Below are 17769 nucleotides of genomic sequence, written 5' to 3'. Positions count from 1 at the left end.
TTGCGTACTCCATTAAGTTTTAAACGAACATTATTTTATTTCCGATACACAATATATCAAAAACCGCATTAATGAATTTGTCATTATTCATTAATGCTTCTCTGCCTTTTATTTTTTGCATCACTCAATAGCGAGATAAGATCATGAATAATAGTGCAAACAAGGTTGTTGTCATTACCGGTGCCAGCAGCGGTATTGGTCAGGCGATTGCCCTCCATTTAGCGAATAACGCGTTTTCGCTGGTGCTGGTGGCGCGCCGTCTGGACAGAATTAATGCCCTGGTGGATCAGATTATTCAGCAAGGCGGCAAGGCGATAGCCGTGAAGGCCGACGTGACTCGTCAGGAAGAGGTTCAGCGCGCCATTGACGCTGCCGTTGCCGCCTACCAGCGCGTGGATGTGCTGATCAACAACGCGGGCTTTATGGCTATCGCCCCCTTGAGCGAGCTGAAAACCGACGAATGGGACAAGATGATTGACACCAATCTGAAAGGGGTGCTGTACGGCATCGCGGCCGCGTGGCCGGTGTTCCAGCGTCAGGGCAGCGGGCATTTTATTAACGTTGCCTCCGTCGCGGGCATCAAGGTGCTGGCACCTGGCGGCGTGGTGTACAGCGCCACAAAATTCGCCGTCCGCGCGCTGAGTGAAGGCTTACGTCAGGAGGCGGGTAAAACTATCCGCACGACGCTTATTTCGCCCGGCGCCGTCGAAAGCGAACTGCAATTCGGCAGCTCTGACGAAGAGAGTAAAAAATTTCTCCGTGAGTTTTATAAGCAGGCTATTCCGGCTGACGCAATTGCCCGCGCGGTTTTATTTGCCATAGAACAGCCTGGCGACGTTGATATTAATGAAATTGTTGTGCGTCCGACGCAGGAAGAATTTTAGCCTGGGTTAAATAATACTGAATGAGGTGTCAGTATGATTAAATCATTAACGTCCTTATCAGATCTCAATATGCGAACGGGTGCCGATATTCTTCTTGAAGTGCTGGAGAGTGAAGGCGTGGAATATATTTTTGGCAACCCCGGCACCACCGAGCTTCCTCTGATTGATGCCCTGCTTCGCCATGAAAATATTCACTATATTCTGGCGCTTCAGGAGAGCACCGTGGTGGCGATTGCCGACGGCTATGCGAAAGCCTCCGGCAAAACGGGCTTTATCAATTTGCATACCGCGAGCGGCCTGGGGCACGGGATGGGGAATCTCATTAATTCGCGGATCATGAAAACCCCGCTGGTGGTGACCGTTGGACAGCAGGATACGCGGCACTACGTCCGCGACCCGCTGCTGTATGATGATATTGTATCCATTGGCTCCCCGGTCATGAAATGGGCGCAGGAGGTCACCAGCGCCGACCAGCTCCCGGTGCTGGTGCGCCGCGCGTTTCACGCTGCCAGCTACCCTCCGGCTGGTCCGGTGCTGCTCTCTCTGCCGATGAACGTGATGGAAGAGCTGAGCGACGCCGGAATACAGACGGCGTCGAGAGTGAACTACCACACCGTGGCGGGCTCGCTGGACGAGCTGGCGGAGGCGCTCAGCGAGATCGCGCCGGGCAGGATCATGATTGTGGCGGGCGATGAGGTGCACTCCAGCGGCTCGACGCAGGAGATTGTCGAGCTGGCGGAAGCGCTCAGCGCCCACGTCTACGGCTCCTCCTGGCCGCTGAATTTGCCTTTTCCCACTCAGCACGCGCTCTGGCGGGGCAATATGCCCACCACCGCCAGCGAAATCGCCAGCATCATCAATGCCTACGATGCCGTATTTATCATCGGCGGCAGAAGCCTGATCACCATTTTGTACAGCGAGGGCGAGGCTATTCCGGCGACCTGCGCGGTGTATCAGCTCTCGGCGGATATGCACGAGCTTGGCCGCACCTATGCCACTCGCCTTTCGGTGATGGGGGATATCAAGCTCTCCCTGCACGAACTGCTGCCGAAGCTTAAGCAGCGCCTGATCGCCAGCACGCTGGCCCACCAGCGGCTGCTGGTTACGGCCCGCGACGAACGGGAGAAGGAGTGGCAGCAGCAGGAGGAACGTCTGGCCGCCGAGCGGCTACGCCCGGCGCTCTCCCCGATGGTCGCAGCCTGGGAAGTCATCCGATCCATTCCGGCGGGTACCACCATCGTGGATGAGGCGATAGCGACCGCCAGGCATGTCCGCCGGTTCATCTCTGACCAGCAGCACCAGCGCTACTACTTTATGCGCGGCGGCGGACTGGGCTGGGGGATGCCCGCAGCAGTAGGTCACTCGCTGGGGCTGGGCCGCGAGCCGGTAGTGTGTTTAGTTGGGGACGGAGCCTCCCTCTACTCGCCGCAGGCGCTCTGGACGGCGGCACACGAAAATCTGCCGGTCACCTTTATCGTCATGAATAACAGGGAGTACAACATCCTGAAAAACTTTATGAAGAGCCAGGCTGACTACAGCTCAACGCGGCTGGGGCGTTTTATCGGGATGGACCTGGTGAACCCGCATATCGATTTTCAGTCGCTGGCCACCGCCATGGGCGTCCACTGCTGCCGGGTGACCGAGGCTGCGGATATCGCCGAAGCGGTAACACGCGGCCTGCAGTCAGGAAAAACCAACCTGATTGAAATCGCGATTTCCGCGGATTAACCGCGCGTTTACGCTGTACCCTACATAAAAAACTTATAACCGAAACGCCTCAAGCCGCTTTATCTGCCGCCCTTCCTCGTCAAAATTCTCTGCCGCCAGCCAGGCGCGCAGCTCCGCGTCTCTTTGCGGCCATTCGCCGTCAATAATAGAAAGCATATCGCTGTCGCGGTTGCGCCCTTTACGCACCAGCTTCTGGCGCAGGCGTCCTTCCCAGACAAACCCCAGCCGCTCCGCCGCCCTGCGCGACGCCACGTTCATGGAATCGCACTTCCACTCGAGGCGCCGGTAGCCGTGCTCAAACGCATTTTTCAGCAGCAGCCACACCGTTTCGGTGCCGATGCGGGAACCTTTCATTTTGCGCGACCAGGTGACGTGACCAATTTCCACCGACCCCAGCAGCCGCTCGTTGGCCATATAGCTCACCAGCCCCACCGCCCGTTCGTTGCGTAAGTCAATGACGGCAAACGGCACCAGCTCATCGTCCATGACCTTCGCCATGATCCAGTGCGCGGTGGCTTCCACGCTCGTGGGCTGCGTGCTGGCAAGCCACGTCCAGTCGCTGTCGTCCCCCAGCGCGTAGGCCTCAAAGAGATCGGCCGCGTGGCGATCGGCGTCCAGCGGCTCCAGGCGACAATACTGGCCGAACAGCGGCGTGCGGGTTAACGCGCGCGCGCCTTTCCAGTCGGGAACGATATCGTTAACGGTTTGACCATATTGATTGATTTCGGGCACGGCGGTGACTCCCTGAAAGGTAAGGCATTTGTTATAGCAGGTTAAAAAGCAGGCGAAAAGCCGCGTGTTTTAATAGCCCGAGCGCATGCGATATTCCCGGAAGGCATAACTAAAGCTGAATTTCGACTTTGTGGAATGTCACAGTCGCCCTAACGTAGCGGAGCATAAAACAATCACAATATATTCTTCTCAGGGATCGCTATGACAAAAAAACTGTTGCCGTTACTGGTGCTGGCTGCGCTCTCAGGCGCCGCCCACGCCGCTACGCCGCCCAACACGCTGGTAGTTGCCCAGGGGCTTGATGACATCGTGAGCCTCGACCCGGCCGAAGCCAACGAGCTCTCCAGCATCCAGACCGTGCCGAGCCTGTACCAGCGTCTGGTGCAGCCGGACCGCGATAATCCGGAAAAAATCACGCCGGTTCTGGCAGAAAGCTGGGACGCGGACGCGGCAGCAAAAACCCTGACCATCAAGCTTAAACCCGATGCGACATTCGCCTCCGGCAACCCGCTGCGCCCGGAAGACGCGATCTTCTCTTATACCCGCGCCGTGACGCTGAACAAATCCCCGGCCTTTATCCTCAACGTGCTGGGCTGGGACGCGAGCAACATCGCCAGCCAGCTGAAAAAGGTGGACGATCATACCCTCCAGCTTCACTGGACGGCGGACGTTAGCCCCTCGGTGGCGCTGAATATTCTCTCCACGCCGATAGCCTCCATCGTCGATGAAAAGCAGGTCGCCGCAAACGTCAAGGATAACGACTTCGGTAACGCGTGGCTGAAAATGCACTCGGCGGGCAGCGGCGCGTTCAAAATGCGCGTCTACCAGCCGCATCAGGCCATCGTGCTGGAAGCCAACGATTCCGCCCCCGGCGGCGCGCCGAAGCTCAAAAGCATCATCATTAAAAACGTTCCCGATCCGGCTTCACGCCGCCTGCTGATCCAGCAGGGGGATGCGGACGTGGCGCGCGATCTGGGTGCAGATCAGATAAGCGCCCTGGACGGCAAGCCGGGCGTGAAGGTGCTGAGCATTCCGTCCGCCGAGCAGAATTACCTGGTGTTTAACACCGGCAACAGCGCCAATCCGCTGCTGAACAACCCGGCGTTCTGGGAAGCGTCGCGCTGGCTGGTCGACTATGACGGCATCACGAAGAACCTGCTGAAAGGCCAGTATTTTGTTCACCAGAGCTTCCTGCCGGTCGGCCTGCCGGGCGCGCTGGAAGACAATCCGTTTAAATTTGACCCGGCAAAAGCGAAGGCAATCCTCGCCAAAGCGGGCATTAAGGACGCGCACTTCACGCTGGACGTGGAGAACAAGCCGCCGTTTATCACCATCGCCCAGTCGATGCAGGCGAGCTTTGCGCAGGGTGGCGTGAAGGTGGATCTGCTGCCTGCCGCCGGGAGCCAGGTCTATGCCCGCGTGCGCGCGAAGCAGCATCAGGCGGCGATCCGTCTGTGGATCCCGGACTACTTCGACGCGCACTCCAACGCCAGCGCCTTCGCGTGGAACGACGGGAAGTCCAGCACCGTGGCCGGTCTGAACGGCTGGAAAATTCCGGAGCTGAACAAGGCCACGCTGGCGGCGGTTGCCGAACCGGATCCGGCGAAACGTCTGGATCTGTACAAGAAGATGCAGGAACAGCTGCAGCAGAGCTCGCCGTACGTCTTCGTCGATCAGGGCAAAACCCAGATCGTGGTGCGCGATAACGTGAAGGGGTATCAGCAGGGGCTGAACGCGGATATGGTCTGGTACGATCGCGTCACGAAGTAGCCCTTGTTGCCGGGTGGCGCTGCGCTTACCCGGCCTGTGTTCTCGGTTTTTGTAGGCCGGGTAAGGCGAAGCCGCCACCCGGCATGAAGAGATTTTCCATGCCACATCTTTCCACCCGCGTGCTTCAGGGTCTTCTGACCCTGCTGCTCACGCTCTTCGGGCTGCTGCTCGTCACGTTTGCGCTCTCGGCGTTTTCACCGGTCGATCGCGTGCTGCAGATCGTCGGCGATCACGCCAGCCAGTCAACGTACGATCAGGTTCGCCACCAGCTCGGGCTGGATCGTCCCCTGCCCGTGCAGTTCTGGCACTACCTGCAAAACCTTGCCCACGGAGATTTAGGCATCGCCAGCGCCACCGGGCAGCCGGTGCTGCAGGATCTGCTGCACGCCTTCCCCGCCACGCTGGAGCTGGCGACCCTGGCGTTAATCATCGGGTCCGTGCTCGGCGTGACGGCCGGGGTGCTGTGCGCCCGCTACGCCGGTTCGCCGCTCGATTTAGCGATCAGAACGCTCACCCTGCTCGGCAACTCGGTGCCGATTTTCTGGCTCGGCCTGCTGATGCTGGCTCTGTTCTACGCGAAGCTGCAGTGGAGCGCGGGCCCCGGCAGGCTGGACGATATCTGGCAGTTCACCGTCGAGCCGCGCACCGGCTTTGCGCTGATAGATACCTGGCTTTCCGGCGATCGCGAGGCATTCCGCAACGCCATCAGCCACCTGGTGCTGCCGGTGGTGCTGCTGGCCTACTACTCGCTGGCGAGCATTACCCGTCTGACCCGCTCCGCCTGCCTCAGCGAAATGAACAAGGAGTACATCCTGCTTGCCCGCGCCAAGGGTGCCGGGGAGATGGCCATTCTGCTGCGCCACGTGCTGCCGAACATTCGCAGCACCCTGCTGACGGTGATTGCCCTGGCCTATACCAGCATGCTGGAAGGTGCGGTATTAACCGAAACCGTCTTCTCGTGGCCGGGCATCGGACGCTATCTCACCACCGCCCTGTTCGCCGGAGACACCACCGCGGTCATGGGCGGCACGCTGCTGATCGGCGTCTGCTTTGTCCTGATCAATAACCTTACCGACCTGCTTGTGCGGGCGACCGATCCCAGGGTGCGCTGATGCCGTTTTATCTCTTCTTACGCCGCCTGCGCCGCTCCCCTGCCGCCGTTTGCGGGCTGATTGCCCTGGCGCTGCTGGTGTTTATTGCCCTGTTCGCGCCCTGGCTGGCACCGGTTGATCCGAACTGGCAGGACGCCGCCGCGCGCCTGCAGGCACCGAACGGCCAGCACTGGCTGGGCACCGACGGCTACGGGCGCGATCTGCTCTCGCGCCTGATTTACGGCACCCGTCCGGCGCTCGGGCTGGTGGCCCTGGTGACGGTCATTACCCTGCCCGCCGGGCTGCTGGTGGGGATCCTGTCCGGCTACTACGGCGGCTGGCTGGAGCGAGTCCTGATGCGCTTTACCGACGTGGTGATGTCGATGCCGCGCCTGATCCTCGCCTTCGCGTTTGTGGCGATGCTCGGCCCGGGGCTGGTCAACGGCGCGCTGGCGCTGGCCTTAACCAGCTGGCCCGCCTACGCGCGTCAGGCCCGGAGCGAGATTCAGCGTCTGCGCCACAGCGATTATCTGGCCGCCGCGGAGATGATGGGGATCCGCGGCCCGCGCCTGCTGGTCGGCCATATTCTGCCCCTGTGCCTGCCGTCCGCGATTGTGCGGCTGGCGCTGGATCTGGCGGGGATTATTCTGGCCGCCGCTGGTCTCGGCTTCCTCGGCCTTGGCGCACGGCCGCCCATGGCCGAATGGGGCGCGATGATTGCCGACGGCATGCAGGTGATTTTCGACCAGTGGTGGATTGCCGCTATTCCGGGCGGAGCGATTCTGTTTGCCAGCCTGGCGTTTAACCTGCTGGGCGATGGCCTGCGCGATGTACTGGAGCCACAGCATGACTGAACACCGCGTCATCGTCGATGCGCTGAATATCGACTACCCCGCCTCACGCGTGGTCAACAACCTGAGCTTTACGCTTGGCAACGAGCGGCTGGCGCTGGTGGGGGAATCCGGCTCCGGCAAGTCCATGTCCGCCCGCGCCCTGATGGGTCTGGTGCGTAAACCCGGTATCGTAAGCGCCAACCGGCTTAACGTGCTGGGCAACGATCTGCTGACCCTGAACGCCCGCCGCTGGCAGTCGCTGCGCGGCAACGGGATTGCGATGGTCCTGCAGGACCCGCGCTACGCCCTTAACCCTGTGAAAAGCGTCGCCGCGCAGCTTGATGAGGCGCTGACCCTGCATCAGCGCCTGCCGCGTCCGGAGCGTACGGCGCGTATTCACGACATCCTCCGCGCCGTCGGGCTGAGCGAGAACGTGCTGTCACGCTATCCCGGCGAACTTTCCGGAGGCATGGGCCAGCGGGTGATGATTGCGATGGCGCTGATCAACAACCCGCAGGTGCTGATTGCCGACGAACCGACCTCCGCGCTGGACGCCCGCCTGCGCAACCAGATCCTCGAGCTGCTGGTGCAGCAGTGCGAAGAACGCCAGATGGCGATGCTGCTCATCAGCCACGATCTGCCGCTGGTGGCGGAGCACTGCGACCGCGTGCTGGTGATGTATCAGGGCGAAAAGGTGGATGAGATGACAGCGAGCCAGCTCCCGCTGGCGACGCATCCGTACACGCGAACCCTGTGGACCTGTCGTCCAGACGCCCATACCTATGGGCAGATGCTGCCGACGCTCGACCGTTCGCAGCCGTGGAAGGAGGCCAGCGATGGCGATCGTTGAGGTTAACCAGGTGCAGGTCGCCTTCGGGGAAAAAACGGCGGTTTCGGCCGCCAGCTTTAGCATTGAGAAAGGCGAGACGTTCAGCCTGATCGGTGAATCCGGCTGCGGGAAATCGACTATTCTGCGCGTGCTGGCGGGGCTGCAGCGCGAGTGGCGCGGCAGTATTGCGATGCTGGGAGAAGCGTTAACGCCAGGGCGACGCTTTGAAGGCGAGCTTCGCCGCAACGTGCAGATGGTGTTTCAGGATCCGTGGGCGTCGCTGCATCCCAACCACACGATTTCTCGCACGCTGTCGGAGCCGTTGAACATTCGCGGCGAGACGCAGGTCGCGGAGAAGGTGGCCAATGCGCTGCACGAAGTGGGGCTCTCCGCCGACGCGGGCAGGCGCTATCCGCACCAGCTTTCCGGCGGCCAGCGTCAGCGCGTTGCCATTGCCCGCGCGCTGCTGCTGCGCCCGCAGCTACTGCTGCTGGACGAGCCGACCTCGGCGCTGGATATGTCGGTGCAGGCGGAAATCCTGAACCTGCTTAATCGCCTGAAGGCCGAGCATGAGATGACCTATCTGCTGGTGAGTCACGACGCGGACGTGATTGCCCATATGTCCGACCGGGCGGCATTGATGGCGCACGGGAAGATCCAGAAGGTGTTTGACCGTGAGGCGATGTTACGGGGCGAGCACAGGATGGGTTAAGTGCGTGCGGCGGTGCCCGGTGGCGCTGCGCTTACCGGGCCTACGTTTCGTGCCGCGTTGATGGTTCTTCGTAGGCCGGGTAAGGCGTGCCGCCACCCGGCAAACAATTACTTCAGCAGCTTCACCGTGGCATCGATGTCGATCTCATCTTCGGTGAAGATCAGCGTCGTATTCTGGAAGGTGGTGATCGCCAGCTTCTTCACCGTGCGCATTTCGCCCGGCTTTTTATCGGATTTTGGCTTGATGCTGTTCATCAGCAGGCCCACCGACAGCACCGCGTTCTCTTTGTCGATTTTGGTATCAACGGGCTCTTCTTCGCTGAACACCACGAAGGATTTGATCGAGGTGAGCTTTACGCGCTCGCCTGCGATATAGAGATGTTTGCTTTCGGGGATCACCTTCACCGCATAGGCGGAAAGGCCTTTGTTGTTGGTGGTAGGCTCGAAGGTCACCGCGGCATCTTTCTTAATCAGATCGGGGTTCGCGACCTTAATCACATGAAAATAGCGGTTGTCGCCGTTTTCATCTTTGATAAATCCAAAGCCTTTATCTTTAAACCACGTTGTGATTGTACCGTTCATCGCTGTTACCGCCTGTCAGATCGTAATGACTAAAGTTTTGCAGCGCGCAGTGTAATGCACAATGACGGAGGAGACAAAAAAAAGCCCCTGCACGGGGGCAGGGGAAAACTCATGTCAGAGCTTATTAGAATTTAGTTGAACACCATCCCACCATCGATGAGCAGAGACTGGCCTGTCATGTAGTCAGAGTCCGGTCCTGCCAGGTATGAGACGCAGGCGGCGACATCTTCCGGTTCGGACAGGCGGCCAAGCGTAATGCGTTTGGCAAAAGTCTCGGTTCCGTAGCCGAGCGGTTTACCCGCCGCCTCGGAGACCTGACGGTCGATCTCCGCCCACATCGGCGTTTTCACGATGCCCGGGCAGTAGGCGTTAACGGTGATCCCCAGCGGAGCAAGATCCCGCGCGGCGGTCTGGGTTAGGCCGCGCACCGCGAATTTACTGGAACTGTAGACGGCCAGCTCCGGGTTACCGGTGTGGCCCGCCTGGGAGCAGGCGTTGATGATTTTCCCGCCGTGCCCTTCTTTACGAAACGCGTCAATCGCGGCCTGAATGCCCCAGATCACCCCTTTCACGTTGATGTTGTAGACTTTGTCGACAATCTCCGGCGTGATGGATTCGATTGGCGTGGATGGCGCGACCCCGGCGTTATTGACGATCACGTGGAAACCGCCCAGCGCGGTGCGGGCTTTCTCCACCGCCGCAAATACCTGCTCGCGGTCAGAAACGTCTACCTTCACGGCGACGGCGTTACCGCCGTTACGGATAATTTCATCGGCCACGGCTCTGGCCGTTTCCGCGTTATAGTCGGCGATGGCGACGGCAAAGCCATCCTTCACCAGGCGAAGCGCAATCGCTTTACCAATCCCCTGGCCTGAGCCTGTTACGAGAGCAACTTTTTGCATTTCTCTGTCCTTATGTTGAGTCACAAAATCTGGCTGAGATGGAGCTGGCCCATCAGCAGCGGGTTATCGCTGTAGTCGACGGGAATGGCCACCACGGCCGGGCCATCCACATCCATTGCCGCGCGCAGCGTGGGTTCGAGCGCGTCGGCGCTCTCCACGGCAAAGCCTTTCGCGCCAAAGGCGTCGGCATAGACTTTGAAATCGACCGGGCCGAACTCGACGCCGGAAAGACGCTGGTATTTTTTCTCTTCCTGAATGGCAACCATGTTGTAGCCGTTATCCACCCAGATGATGTGCAGCACGTTAGCGTTGAGGCGCACCGCGGTTTCCAGTTCCATGCTCGACTGCAGGAAGCCGCCATCACCGGAGACCGACACCACCTTGCGGCCCGGGTTGACCAGCCACGCGCCAATGGCCCACGGCAGCGCGACGCCCATGGTCTGCTGGCCGTTAGAGATCATCACCTGACGCGCCCGGAAGCTGTAGAGGTAGCGGGCGATCCAGATGTGGAAGCTGCCCATGTCGACGGTCAGGGTCACGTCGTTATTCACGATGTCCTGCATGGCCCGCACGATACGCAGCGGATGCAGGGCGAACTGATTAAGCGAGGCGCCGCGGCGATCGAGCAGATCGCGCTGATGCTGGCGATCGACCAGAATTTCGGAGGCCCGCTGGCTCAGCTCCAGCTTGTGGTCGATCCGGTTCGCGAGCTGATTCAGCGTTTCGGCGATGTCCCCCACCAGCTCCAGATCCGGCACGTAGTTACGTTCTTCATAGGCAGGCAGCACGTCGATGTGCACCAGCGTGGCGTCGCCGCTGTTCCACATGGACGGCTCGTACTCCACCGGGCTGTAGCCGATGCAGATAATCAGGTCCGCCAGATGGAGCAGCCTGTCGCCCGCCTGGTTATTGAACAGACCGACGCGTCCGGCGAAGCGGGTGAAGTGCTCCTGGTTCACCGCCCCGGCGGCCTGATAGGTGCTGGTGACCGGAATACGGCTTTTCTCCAGCAGCTTGCGCAGCGCCGCGCTGTTGGCGGGCTGGCTCGCCATCAGCCCCAGCAGGATGACCGGGTTTTTGGCCTTTTCGATAAGCTTCGCCACATCGTTGATAGCGGATTCCGGTGCCGGGCCCATCAGCGCGGGACCGCTGGCGGGTAAAATCGCCCCCGTAGCGGGCTGGTCGACAATATCCTGCGGCAGGCTGACGAACGCGCCCCCCGGCCTGCCGTGCTCGGCGGCGCGAAACGCATTCGATACCACCTCGGCAATCGCGTCCGGCGCACTCACCTCCACGGCGTATTTGGTGACCGGGCTGAACATGGCGACGGTGTCCATGCTCTGGTGCACCAGCTTGGCTTTATCCGCCCGCTTCACCGCCCCGCCCAGCGCCACCACCGGGTCGCCTTCGCTGTTGGCGGTAGCAATGCCGGTGATCAGGTTCGAGCAGCCCGGCCCGGAAGTGACCAGCGCCACCCCGGCCTTGCCGGTCAACCGCCCTACCGCCGCCGCCATAAACGCCGCGTTCGCCTCGTGACGCACCGGGATGATCTCAATGGAGGAGTCCAGCAGAGAGTCAAAGACCTTGTCGATTTTCGCCCCCGGGATCCCGAACACCTGCTTCACGCCCTGCGCTTCCAGCTGGCCGACAACCAAATCGGCGCCGTGCGCCCACTGACGTGACTGTTTCTCACTGTTCACGGTAGTTCTCCTGTTAGTTTTCGACGGCACGGATAGCCGCATCCAGATTGCTGGGGTGAAGGTTGGCCTGTAAGAACGCGCTGTCGGCGGGCAGGTCAATCATCAGCTTGTGAATTTCACCGAAGGTGAGCACGCCGCTCTCCAGCTGGTAGTCAAGCAGATGGCCCCCGCCCTGACGGTCGTCGGTGATGAAGTGTTCGTGGTAACCCGCCACGTTGATCCCCTGCATATGCTGCGGCGTGCGGAACCCGACCAGCACCCCTTCGCGCTGGTTAAAGCGGAACACCGGCTGGTCGTCCAGCACGTCGGTCATCGCGCGGTACGGCGGCGTCTGGCGCGGTACGGTGCGGGTGTGGGCATGGCGGAAGTTGCCGTCAATGCGCAGCGCGCAGAACAGGTTATCGGAGGGGATCTGCTGGTCGATGACGTCGTGGATCTGCTGACGGCTGACCGGCGCGTCGAAGGTTTTACGGTACTGCGGCTGGAACCAGGTCATCACCGCGAACGGCGTTTTCTGCTCCGGCTTCGCGGCCCGGGCGCTGCCGTCGGCGCGCAGCTGGTACACCTGGCTGCTGAAGGCAATCATTTCGCCGTCCAGCTCGTTGAAGGTGCCCAGACCAAAATCACCGTGTGCCAGCAGATCGGCGATGGTGGTCTCTCCTTCATACACGCCGCTTAGCAGGGCGCTCATTAGCGATGTCTGATAGATCACGCTGTCAGGATGCTGGGCGGAGAACCCGCGCAGGGTCTCGCACAAGCTGGCTTCACAGTCGCAGGCAGATGAATGCACCATCATGCTCGTCCTCTTCAACTTTATTTAGAAAGGTTAAATAAATGTTGACCCGATTCAGCAGAGAGTTCCAATATAGAAACCATGCTGGTTTGAGACGTTTTAGATATGGAACTTCGTTATCTGCGGTATTTTGTCGCGGTTGCACGCGAGCGACACTTCACCAGGGCGGCCGAAGCGCTGGGTATTTCGCAGCCTCCTCTGAGTCAGCAGATCAAACGGCTCGAAGAGGAAGTGGGCACGCCGCTGTTCAGACGCCTGACGCGGGGCGTGGAGCTGACCGAAGCGGGAGAAGCCTTCTACGAGGACGCCTGCAAGATCCTGGCGCTGAGCGACGCCGCGCTGGAGAAAGCCCGCGGCATCGCGCGCGGGCTGAACGGTAATCTGTCGATTGGCATCACCAGCTCCGATGCTTTTCATCCCAAAATTTTCGCGCTGATTCGCCAGTTTCAGGTGCAGAACATGGCGGTGCAGGTTCACCAGGTGGAAGCCAATATGTCGTCGCTGACGACGATGCTGGCGGAGGGCGAACTGGATATCGCCTTCGTGCGCCTGCCGTGCGAGAGCAGCAAGGCGTTCGAGTTAACCATCCTCGATCGGGAGCCGATGGTGGTGGCGCTGCATCGCGACCATCCGCTGGCGGCGTGCGATTCGCTGGCGTTAGAGCAGCTTCGGGATACGCCGGTGGTGCTGTTCCCGCAGGAGGTCGCGCCCGGCCTGTACGACCGGGTTCACGGCTGCTGCGAGCGGGCCGGGATCGACGTGCAGCACGCGCTGCAGTCGTCACAGCTTTCATCCTCCCTGAGCATGGTTTCCGCGGGCGGCGGGTTTGCGCTGGTGCCGAAATCCATGGCGGCCATTTCTCCGCCTAATGTCACCTACCACGCGCTGAGCTCGCCCGAGCTTTACACCGATATCGCGCTCTGCTGGCGCCGTTTTGAACGCTCGCGGACGGTGAAGCGGTTTCTGGCGATGATGAGCGAGGGGTAGCGGCCGGTTTGGTTGGTGGTTTTTGTAGGCCGGGTAAGGCGTAGCCGCCACCCGGCAATGCCCTTCTGGAAGCCGCCTCGCAAACCTGCAAGCAACCTTATGTAATTCAGGGGCATCCCCTTTCCTTCCTTTTTTCACCGCCGTAAAGTGCCTGCGTTGCGGCCCATCCGTAACCGGGCGTAGGAACCCGTTAGCATAACGTGACATTTTTACCTAAAGAGGATGCTAAATGGCTACTGTCCCTGAGTTTTCTTATGCGCCCTCTGAAGAAAGCGCCGTTCACCACCTCATCGACCTTCAACTTTGCGATTCCGCAGATCTCTTCGAACTGGCTGACACCTGCGCCGCCTGCGTGAGCGTGCTGGTTGAAACTGACGATCCTGTGACATTTTCTATACTTTGCGAGCGCTTGCTGGCACTGCTTAAACGCCTGCGTGAATGTTGCGATACAGAACTTCCCCCGCATCTGGTTGAACGGCTTATCGCAGGAGAAAAGATCGTTTCCTGCGTGCCAGACTGCTGGCAGGAGACGACGTTGCAGGTGGATTATGCCGTGGCGTTAACGCTGGCGGTGATGGGCGGGACACTGCCTGCGCGCGTGGCGAAAGAACTCACCGGGCTACTGCATGATATGGTCTGGCTGTTGGCGGAGTTTGTGAAGGAGCCGTATATCGCGACGCACTGAGGCGGGTGATGGAAGGCCGGAATTCTGCTGCTGCGGACGGGGGACGATTTCGGCCAGATACCCCTCTCTTTTCCTGGTAATTGCTTGCGGAACGCCATCTGATACTCTGGCTGCACTCAAGGGATGACAAGGAAGAGAAATGCTGAATCCTGGATTCGTGACCCGCAAAGCGCTTGCTCAGTGGCAGGATGTCCCCGCTTTTTTACCTCAGTTCCAGTTTCATGAAAAACACCGAACGGTCATTCATACTGCGCATCCCGAACATATTCTGCCGTTGATTGCAAACTTTGACGTCCGGCAAGATGTCGTCATTCGGCGGCTGATGTTTTTACGGCAATTACCGCAGAAATTTCTGCATAATCAGCAGGCTAACTCCATCGGCAACTTTGGCCTGCACAGTTTTACCCTTTTGAAAAACTCAGCATCTGAGCTCTGCTATGGCTTGCGAGGACAGTTCTGGCGTTCAGATTTTGGTCTGGAAAAAGTACCGGATGTCAGCGCTTTTCAGACGTCAGTGACGCCGGGCAGCGCGACATTGTTGCTGCGCTATCAGGTAACGGAATTGGCCCCAGGCCAGCATGAACTCAGTACAGAAACGTTCGTCGATTGCCCGGACAGAAGCACCCGGCTCAGAATGGCGGCTTACTGGCTGATAATCCGGGCGGGCAGCGGCTGGATCCGCAGGAGAACGCTGAAAGCGGTTAGGTTGAATATCGAGAAGCTGGACTGAAGTGCAACAGATAACCTTATGGCGTTCAGCGTTAGCACTTCGCTTTAAATATCCGTTTCCGGACGAGAACTGCCGGGAAGAAATGTTTGAGGAGCGGTTATTAGCAAAAAGCGGTACCGATCAACCGCCTTTAAAATGAATACCTGCGCGGCGGATATTCACCCTTAACACAAATTTACGCGGAAAATTACCTGTACAGTACAATTATTTATCGGTCAGTTGTGTTTGTAATAGACTTCGTTTAATCTATTGTTAATTATAAAATTTACCAAAGGTCCATATATGGAATGGGGATGCATAAAGTGTGGGGTCGAAATACCTCAGGACAGAGAGTTTTGCGACAGTTGCGAAGATAAAAACTTCAGGAAAATTGGAGGCTTTCTTTTTCTCCCTCTTATAGGATTAGTGGTCACTGCTGCTTCCTATCTTTTTGCAATGACAGATGCATTTAAATTTACGATAGAAAACTATTCGCATTTGAATGCAAATGCAAAAATCTTCTTCATGCTTTCCCTGGTTATTTATATAGGCGAATTTCTTTTTACAGTCACCGTTCTTTCATTTTTCCTAAAAAAGAAGAAATCGCTACCAAAGCTTTATATTTTGTTTTTAATATCAATCGTGACGACAATGTCATTTAATACCTACTTGCTTTACATATTAATTCCTGGCGCTGAAATTGGCTATAATGAACTTGTGCCAATTTTTAGAAACGTGATAACAGCTTTGATTTGGATTCCTTATTTCATAACATCTGTTCGCGTAAAAAGAACGTTTATCCGATAAAAGCACGTGTGGCTTCATCATTTGATGCCTGTGCATGCAGAGCTCTATTGTTCAACGTCCCGACATCAAAACTGAGCGGAGGCTATCACCCTCCGCTCATGATAGGGAAAGGGCAGAAAAGCGGGCAAGGTCCGCTTTTAGCAAAGAAAGGACATACCTCAATAACTGAAACTATTTCCATCCAGGCAAACTGCATGGGGAAGCTTATCACTCTGGTAAATAAATATCAGTGTTTTTAATGCTTTCATACCACTCCATAGCTTTTGCATAATCTTGCGGCACTCCTTTCCCGTAGTAATAAAGATTTCCAATATTTTTTTTAGCATTGGCATTACCGTTACTGGCCGCTTTAAGATACCACTTCATAGCCTGAGCATAATCTTGCGGTATACCCTCTGCTTTTTCATACATGACGCCAATGTTATTTTGAGCTTCAGCATGGTTTTGTTGTGCGGCTTTTAAATACCACTGCATCGCTTTTGAATAATTTTTTTAACCCCTTGCCCAGAAACATAACAAAATGCCACATTATTTTGGGCTTGAGCATAATTTCGAAGAGCTGATTTCATATAAAATTCAAAAGCTTTATGGTAATCCACCTCAACACCTAGCCCTTTCGCGTACATAACTCCCATTTTATTTTGCAGTTCAGGGCTTATATCACTTTGGTTACTTTTCTCGACAGCGCAAGAAGTTAACACCAGAGTAATAAAAAGCATGCGAATTATTTTTCCCATTTCTGGTTCCGTTTAGGTTTAAATCAACTTACTCATTCAATAAAAATCATTTATATAAAAATTAGCTTATTCTCTAAACATTTATCACGTTGATTAATCAAGGAGGAGGTAAATCGTCGCTCTGCATGTTGGTTAATTGATGTTGTAAATCCAGGCAAAGTGCCCAGTGCTTTTCAACAGGTATCGTAACTCGCGAACGCTTTTCTACAGACAACTGCTGTTCAGTCCAGAGAAAAGGATAGAAAGAATAAACGAGATTACAATTCATTAAAGCCATCTCTTCGCGCCAACCCGTCCAGCGTACATTTTTATAGAATAAATCCAAATCTCCGCAAAGTGCCCAATGCAGAAAACCTGAATAGTGGGTATCGAGGCTCTCCCATTCAAGAGCATCCGGAGCAAAGTAATATATCCCACCGAGATCTTTACCTAATTCTCCCCCGTTAAGTGCAAAAAAACCTCCAGATGCATCATCAGCAATTAATAATGCCTGAAATGTCTGACCAGCAGTTACCAATTGCGTCCATGAAGCCAGACTTCTTGACAGTCTGGTGTGACCTGAGCCTAAAATTCGCAACCAACCATTATCAATGAGTATTCCTCCCGTTTCATATGAAATTGCCCCAAGCGGAGAGAAAGTAGTTATCTGAAGCTGATGTAAATCAGCGCGAGCTTGCGCAAGGTTACAAGGTAAGACTTCATAGCTATTGCTTGCTTCTTGCAGCCATTATTTCACTAAATGCCAGCCAGATCTCTTTTTATCAATTAATTCAGCTAGTTCCCTCATCCTTTTCCCTCATTCAAACTACGCTAGTTTACATTATTTATCGGACGCTAAACCGATAACATGAGCATGAAATCAGAGAATTTGGTCGGCAACGGCCGTTATGTTTGAAGAGCGGACACGATCACCAACTTCAGCTATTATGGTTTACGAAGTTTTATTTGAGGCGCTCTTTCCCCTTCAGGTAGAAGCTCGCAAGAAACATCAATTTTTTTCTTATCGCATCATGCCTGATTGGACAGCAATTTCGATTAAAGGAGGAATCAATGTCACATTCATCATCAAAAAGAAAAGTCTTAGACATAGAAGCTCCTCTTGCGCATAGAGCATCACACGCACGGAGTTGCGCAAACCACGTAGCGAATAGATTGGGAATCACCCGCAGCGAGCTACTGATGAAGGTTGAGAGTGATACAGGCGCAAGTCTGATATCGCCACTCACAGAAGATGAGTTAATGAATGCGTTTTATTATATGGAAAACCTTTAAGAGCGACAGCTTTGAGC

18 protein-coding genes and 1 pseudogene are annotated in these 17769 nt (G+C 56.8%); 11 read left to right on the top strand and 8 right to left on the bottom strand.

Annotated features, from left to right (window positions below; all coding sequences use genetic code 11):
- The first annotated feature begins 143 nt into the window (after positions 1-143).
- Entirely contained in the window at positions 144-884 is a 741-nt protein-coding gene (locus ACHH0Z_RS13345) for an SDR family oxidoreductase (protein ID WP_045407866.1), read from the top strand.
- Between the two features lie 33 nt (positions 885-917).
- Positions 918-2612, top strand: coding sequence for a thiamine pyrophosphate-binding protein (locus ACHH0Z_RS13340; protein WP_045407869.1), 1695 nt, complete (start codon positions 918-920; stop codon positions 2610-2612).
- Between the two features lie 33 nt (positions 2613-2645).
- Here ACHH0Z_RS13340 and ACHH0Z_RS13335 read toward each other — a convergent pair whose 3' ends face one another.
- Positions 2646-3344, bottom strand: coding sequence for a GNAT family N-acetyltransferase (locus tag ACHH0Z_RS13335; RefSeq protein ID WP_045407871.1), 699 nt, complete (start codon positions 3342-3344; stop codon positions 2646-2648).
- Between the two features lie 201 nt (positions 3345-3545).
- Between ACHH0Z_RS13335 and ACHH0Z_RS13330 the strand changes: the two genes are divergently transcribed.
- From ACHH0Z_RS13330 to ACHH0Z_RS13310, 5 genes are all read left to right on the top strand, one after another.
- Positions 3546-5114 (top strand): ABC transporter substrate-binding protein, encoded by a 1569-nt coding sequence (locus ACHH0Z_RS13330; RefSeq protein ID WP_045407873.1) that lies wholly within the window; start codon positions 3546-3548, stop codon positions 5112-5114.
- 98 nt (positions 5115-5212) lie between these two features.
- Positions 5213-6226, top strand: coding sequence for an ABC transporter permease (locus ACHH0Z_RS13325; RefSeq protein WP_045407876.1), 1014 nt, complete (start codon positions 5213-5215; stop codon positions 6224-6226).
- On the top strand, positions 6226-7059 hold the full coding sequence (locus ACHH0Z_RS13320; protein WP_045407879.1) for an ABC transporter permease: 834 nt from the start codon (positions 6226-6228) through the stop codon (positions 7057-7059). The genes ACHH0Z_RS13325 and ACHH0Z_RS13320 overlap by 1 nt, the downstream gene beginning before the upstream one ends.
- On the top strand, positions 7052-7888 hold the full coding sequence (locus ACHH0Z_RS13315) for an ABC transporter ATP-binding protein (protein ID WP_045407881.1): 837 nt from the start codon (positions 7052-7054) through the stop codon (positions 7886-7888). The genes ACHH0Z_RS13320 and ACHH0Z_RS13315 overlap by 8 nt, the downstream gene beginning before the upstream one ends.
- Positions 7875-8579 (top strand): ABC transporter ATP-binding protein, encoded by a 705-nt coding sequence (locus ACHH0Z_RS13310; protein WP_031275270.1) that lies wholly within the window; start codon positions 7875-7877, stop codon positions 8577-8579. Before ACHH0Z_RS13315 ends, ACHH0Z_RS13310 begins: the two co-directional genes overlap by 14 nt.
- A 107-nt stretch (positions 8580-8686) precedes the next feature.
- On the opposite strand, the gene ACHH0Z_RS13305 is transcribed toward ACHH0Z_RS13310, so the two are convergent.
- From ACHH0Z_RS13305 to budA, 4 genes are all read right to left on the bottom strand, one after another.
- Positions 8687-9160 carry a cold-shock protein gene (locus tag ACHH0Z_RS13305; protein ID WP_008499407.1) on the bottom strand — a complete coding sequence of 158 codons (474 nt, stop codon included), beginning with the start codon at positions 9158-9160 and terminating at the stop codon, positions 8687-8689.
- A gap of 131 nt (positions 9161-9291) precedes the next feature.
- Positions 9292-10062, bottom strand: coding sequence for a (S)-acetoin forming diacetyl reductase (locus tag ACHH0Z_RS13300; protein WP_008499406.1), 771 nt, complete (start codon positions 10060-10062; stop codon positions 9292-9294).
- A gap of 20 nt (positions 10063-10082) precedes the next feature.
- Entirely contained in the window at positions 10083-11804 is a 1722-nt protein-coding gene (gene alsS / locus ACHH0Z_RS13295) for an acetolactate synthase AlsS (protein ID WP_230861554.1), read from the bottom strand.
- The gene (gene budA / locus ACHH0Z_RS13290; RefSeq protein WP_031275271.1) at positions 11776-12555 is read right to left on the bottom strand and encodes an acetolactate decarboxylase; all 780 of its coding nucleotides are present in this window, start codon (positions 12553-12555) and stop codon (positions 11776-11778) included. The genes alsS and budA overlap by 29 nt, the downstream gene beginning before the upstream one ends.
- Positions 12556-12660: 105 nt before the next feature.
- On the opposite strand from budA, the gene ACHH0Z_RS13285 reads away from it, so the two are divergent.
- The 4 genes from ACHH0Z_RS13285 (at position 12661) to ACHH0Z_RS13270 (ending at position 15743) form a co-directional block, all read left to right on the top strand.
- Positions 12661-13542, top strand: coding sequence for a LysR family transcriptional regulator (locus ACHH0Z_RS13285; RefSeq protein WP_021242639.1), 882 nt, complete (start codon positions 12661-12663; stop codon positions 13540-13542).
- A 229-nt stretch (positions 13543-13771) separates the two neighbouring features.
- Complete coding sequence (locus ACHH0Z_RS13280) at positions 13772-14227, top strand: hypothetical protein (RefSeq protein ID WP_045407884.1); 456 nt, start codon at positions 13772-13774, stop codon at positions 14225-14227.
- 139 nt (positions 14228-14366) lie between these two features.
- Positions 14367-14957, top strand: a complete 591-nt coding sequence (locus tag ACHH0Z_RS13275) for a hypothetical protein (RefSeq protein ID WP_045407886.1) — start codon at positions 14367-14369, stop codon at positions 14955-14957.
- 282 nt (positions 14958-15239) lie between these two features.
- The gene (locus ACHH0Z_RS13270; protein ID WP_023326851.1) at positions 15240-15743 is read left to right on the top strand and encodes a DUF2569 family protein; all 504 of its coding nucleotides are present in this window, start codon (positions 15240-15242) and stop codon (positions 15741-15743) included.
- A gap of 207 nt (positions 15744-15950) precedes the next feature.
- Here ACHH0Z_RS13270 and ACHH0Z_RS13265 read toward each other — a convergent pair whose 3' ends face one another.
- The 3 genes and pseudogenes from ACHH0Z_RS13265 to ACHH0Z_RS13255 form a co-directional block, all read right to left on the bottom strand.
- On the bottom strand, positions 15951-16217 hold the full coding sequence (locus ACHH0Z_RS13265; protein ID WP_052672914.1) for a tetratricopeptide repeat protein: 267 nt from the start codon (positions 16215-16217) through the stop codon (positions 15951-15953).
- Positions 16202-16480 (bottom strand): tetratricopeptide repeat protein, encoded by a 279-nt coding sequence (locus tag ACHH0Z_RS13260; RefSeq protein WP_052672915.1) that lies wholly within the window; start codon positions 16478-16480, stop codon positions 16202-16204. Before ACHH0Z_RS13260 ends, ACHH0Z_RS13265 begins: the two co-directional genes overlap by 16 nt.
- A gap of 97 nt (positions 16481-16577) precedes the next feature.
- Positions 16578-17267, bottom strand: a pseudogene (locus tag ACHH0Z_RS13255) (DUF2625 domain-containing protein).
- Positions 17268-17769 lie beyond the last annotated feature (502 nt).

It is taken from the genome of Enterobacter cloacae complex sp. 2024EL-00227, assembly GCF_043945315.1.
Classification (GTDB): Bacteria; Pseudomonadota; Gammaproteobacteria; order Enterobacterales; family Enterobacteriaceae; genus Enterobacter; species Enterobacter roggenkampii.
Note: the sequence above shows the minus strand (reverse complement) of the source record. Positions and strands in the feature narration are given on the sequence as shown.

Coding starts and splice junctions, on each gene's coding strand:
- ACHH0Z_RS13310 (WP_031275270.1), top strand. CDS start 7,875: ATGGCGATCGTTGAGGTTAACCAGGTGCAGGTCGCCTTCGGGGAAAAA.
- alsS (WP_230861554.1), bottom strand. CDS start 11,804: ATGCGGCTATCCGTGCCGTCGAAAACTAACAGGAGAACTACCGTGAAC.
- ACHH0Z_RS13305 (WP_008499407.1), bottom strand. CDS start 9,160: ATGAACGGTACAATCACAACGTGGTTTAAAGATAAAGGCTTTGGATTT.
- ACHH0Z_RS13270 (WP_023326851.1), top strand. CDS start 15,240: ATGGAATGGGGATGCATAAAGTGTGGGGTCGAAATACCTCAGGACAGA.
- ACHH0Z_RS13275 (WP_045407886.1), top strand. CDS start 14,367: ATGCTGAATCCTGGATTCGTGACCCGCAAAGCGCTTGCTCAGTGGCAG.
- ACHH0Z_RS13320 (WP_045407879.1), top strand. CDS start 6,226: ATGCCGTTTTATCTCTTCTTACGCCGCCTGCGCCGCTCCCCTGCCGCC.
- ACHH0Z_RS13340 (WP_045407869.1), top strand. CDS start 918: ATGATTAAATCATTAACGTCCTTATCAGATCTCAATATGCGAACGGGT.
- ACHH0Z_RS13345 (WP_045407866.1), top strand. CDS start 144: ATGAATAATAGTGCAAACAAGGTTGTTGTCATTACCGGTGCCAGCAGC.
- ACHH0Z_RS13300 (WP_008499406.1), bottom strand. CDS start 10,062: ATGCAAAAAGTTGCTCTCGTAACAGGCTCAGGCCAGGGGATTGGTAAA.
- ACHH0Z_RS13330 (WP_045407873.1), top strand. CDS start 3,546: ATGACAAAAAAACTGTTGCCGTTACTGGTGCTGGCTGCGCTCTCAGGC.
- ACHH0Z_RS13315 (WP_045407881.1), top strand. CDS start 7,052: ATGACTGAACACCGCGTCATCGTCGATGCGCTGAATATCGACTACCCC.
- ACHH0Z_RS13280 (WP_045407884.1), top strand. CDS start 13,772: ATGGCTACTGTCCCTGAGTTTTCTTATGCGCCCTCTGAAGAAAGCGCC.
- ACHH0Z_RS13285 (WP_021242639.1), top strand. CDS start 12,661: ATGGAACTTCGTTATCTGCGGTATTTTGTCGCGGTTGCACGCGAGCGA.
- ACHH0Z_RS13260 (WP_052672915.1), bottom strand. CDS start 16,480: ATGGGAAAAATAATTCGCATGCTTTTTATTACTCTGGTGTTAACTTCT.
- ACHH0Z_RS13325 (WP_045407876.1), top strand. CDS start 5,213: ATGCCACATCTTTCCACCCGCGTGCTTCAGGGTCTTCTGACCCTGCTG.
- ACHH0Z_RS13265 (WP_052672914.1), bottom strand. CDS start 16,217: ATGCAGTGGTATTTAAAAGCCGCACAACAAAACCATGCTGAAGCTCAA.
- budA (WP_031275271.1), bottom strand. CDS start 12,555: ATGGTGCATTCATCTGCCTGCGACTGTGAAGCCAGCTTGTGCGAGACC.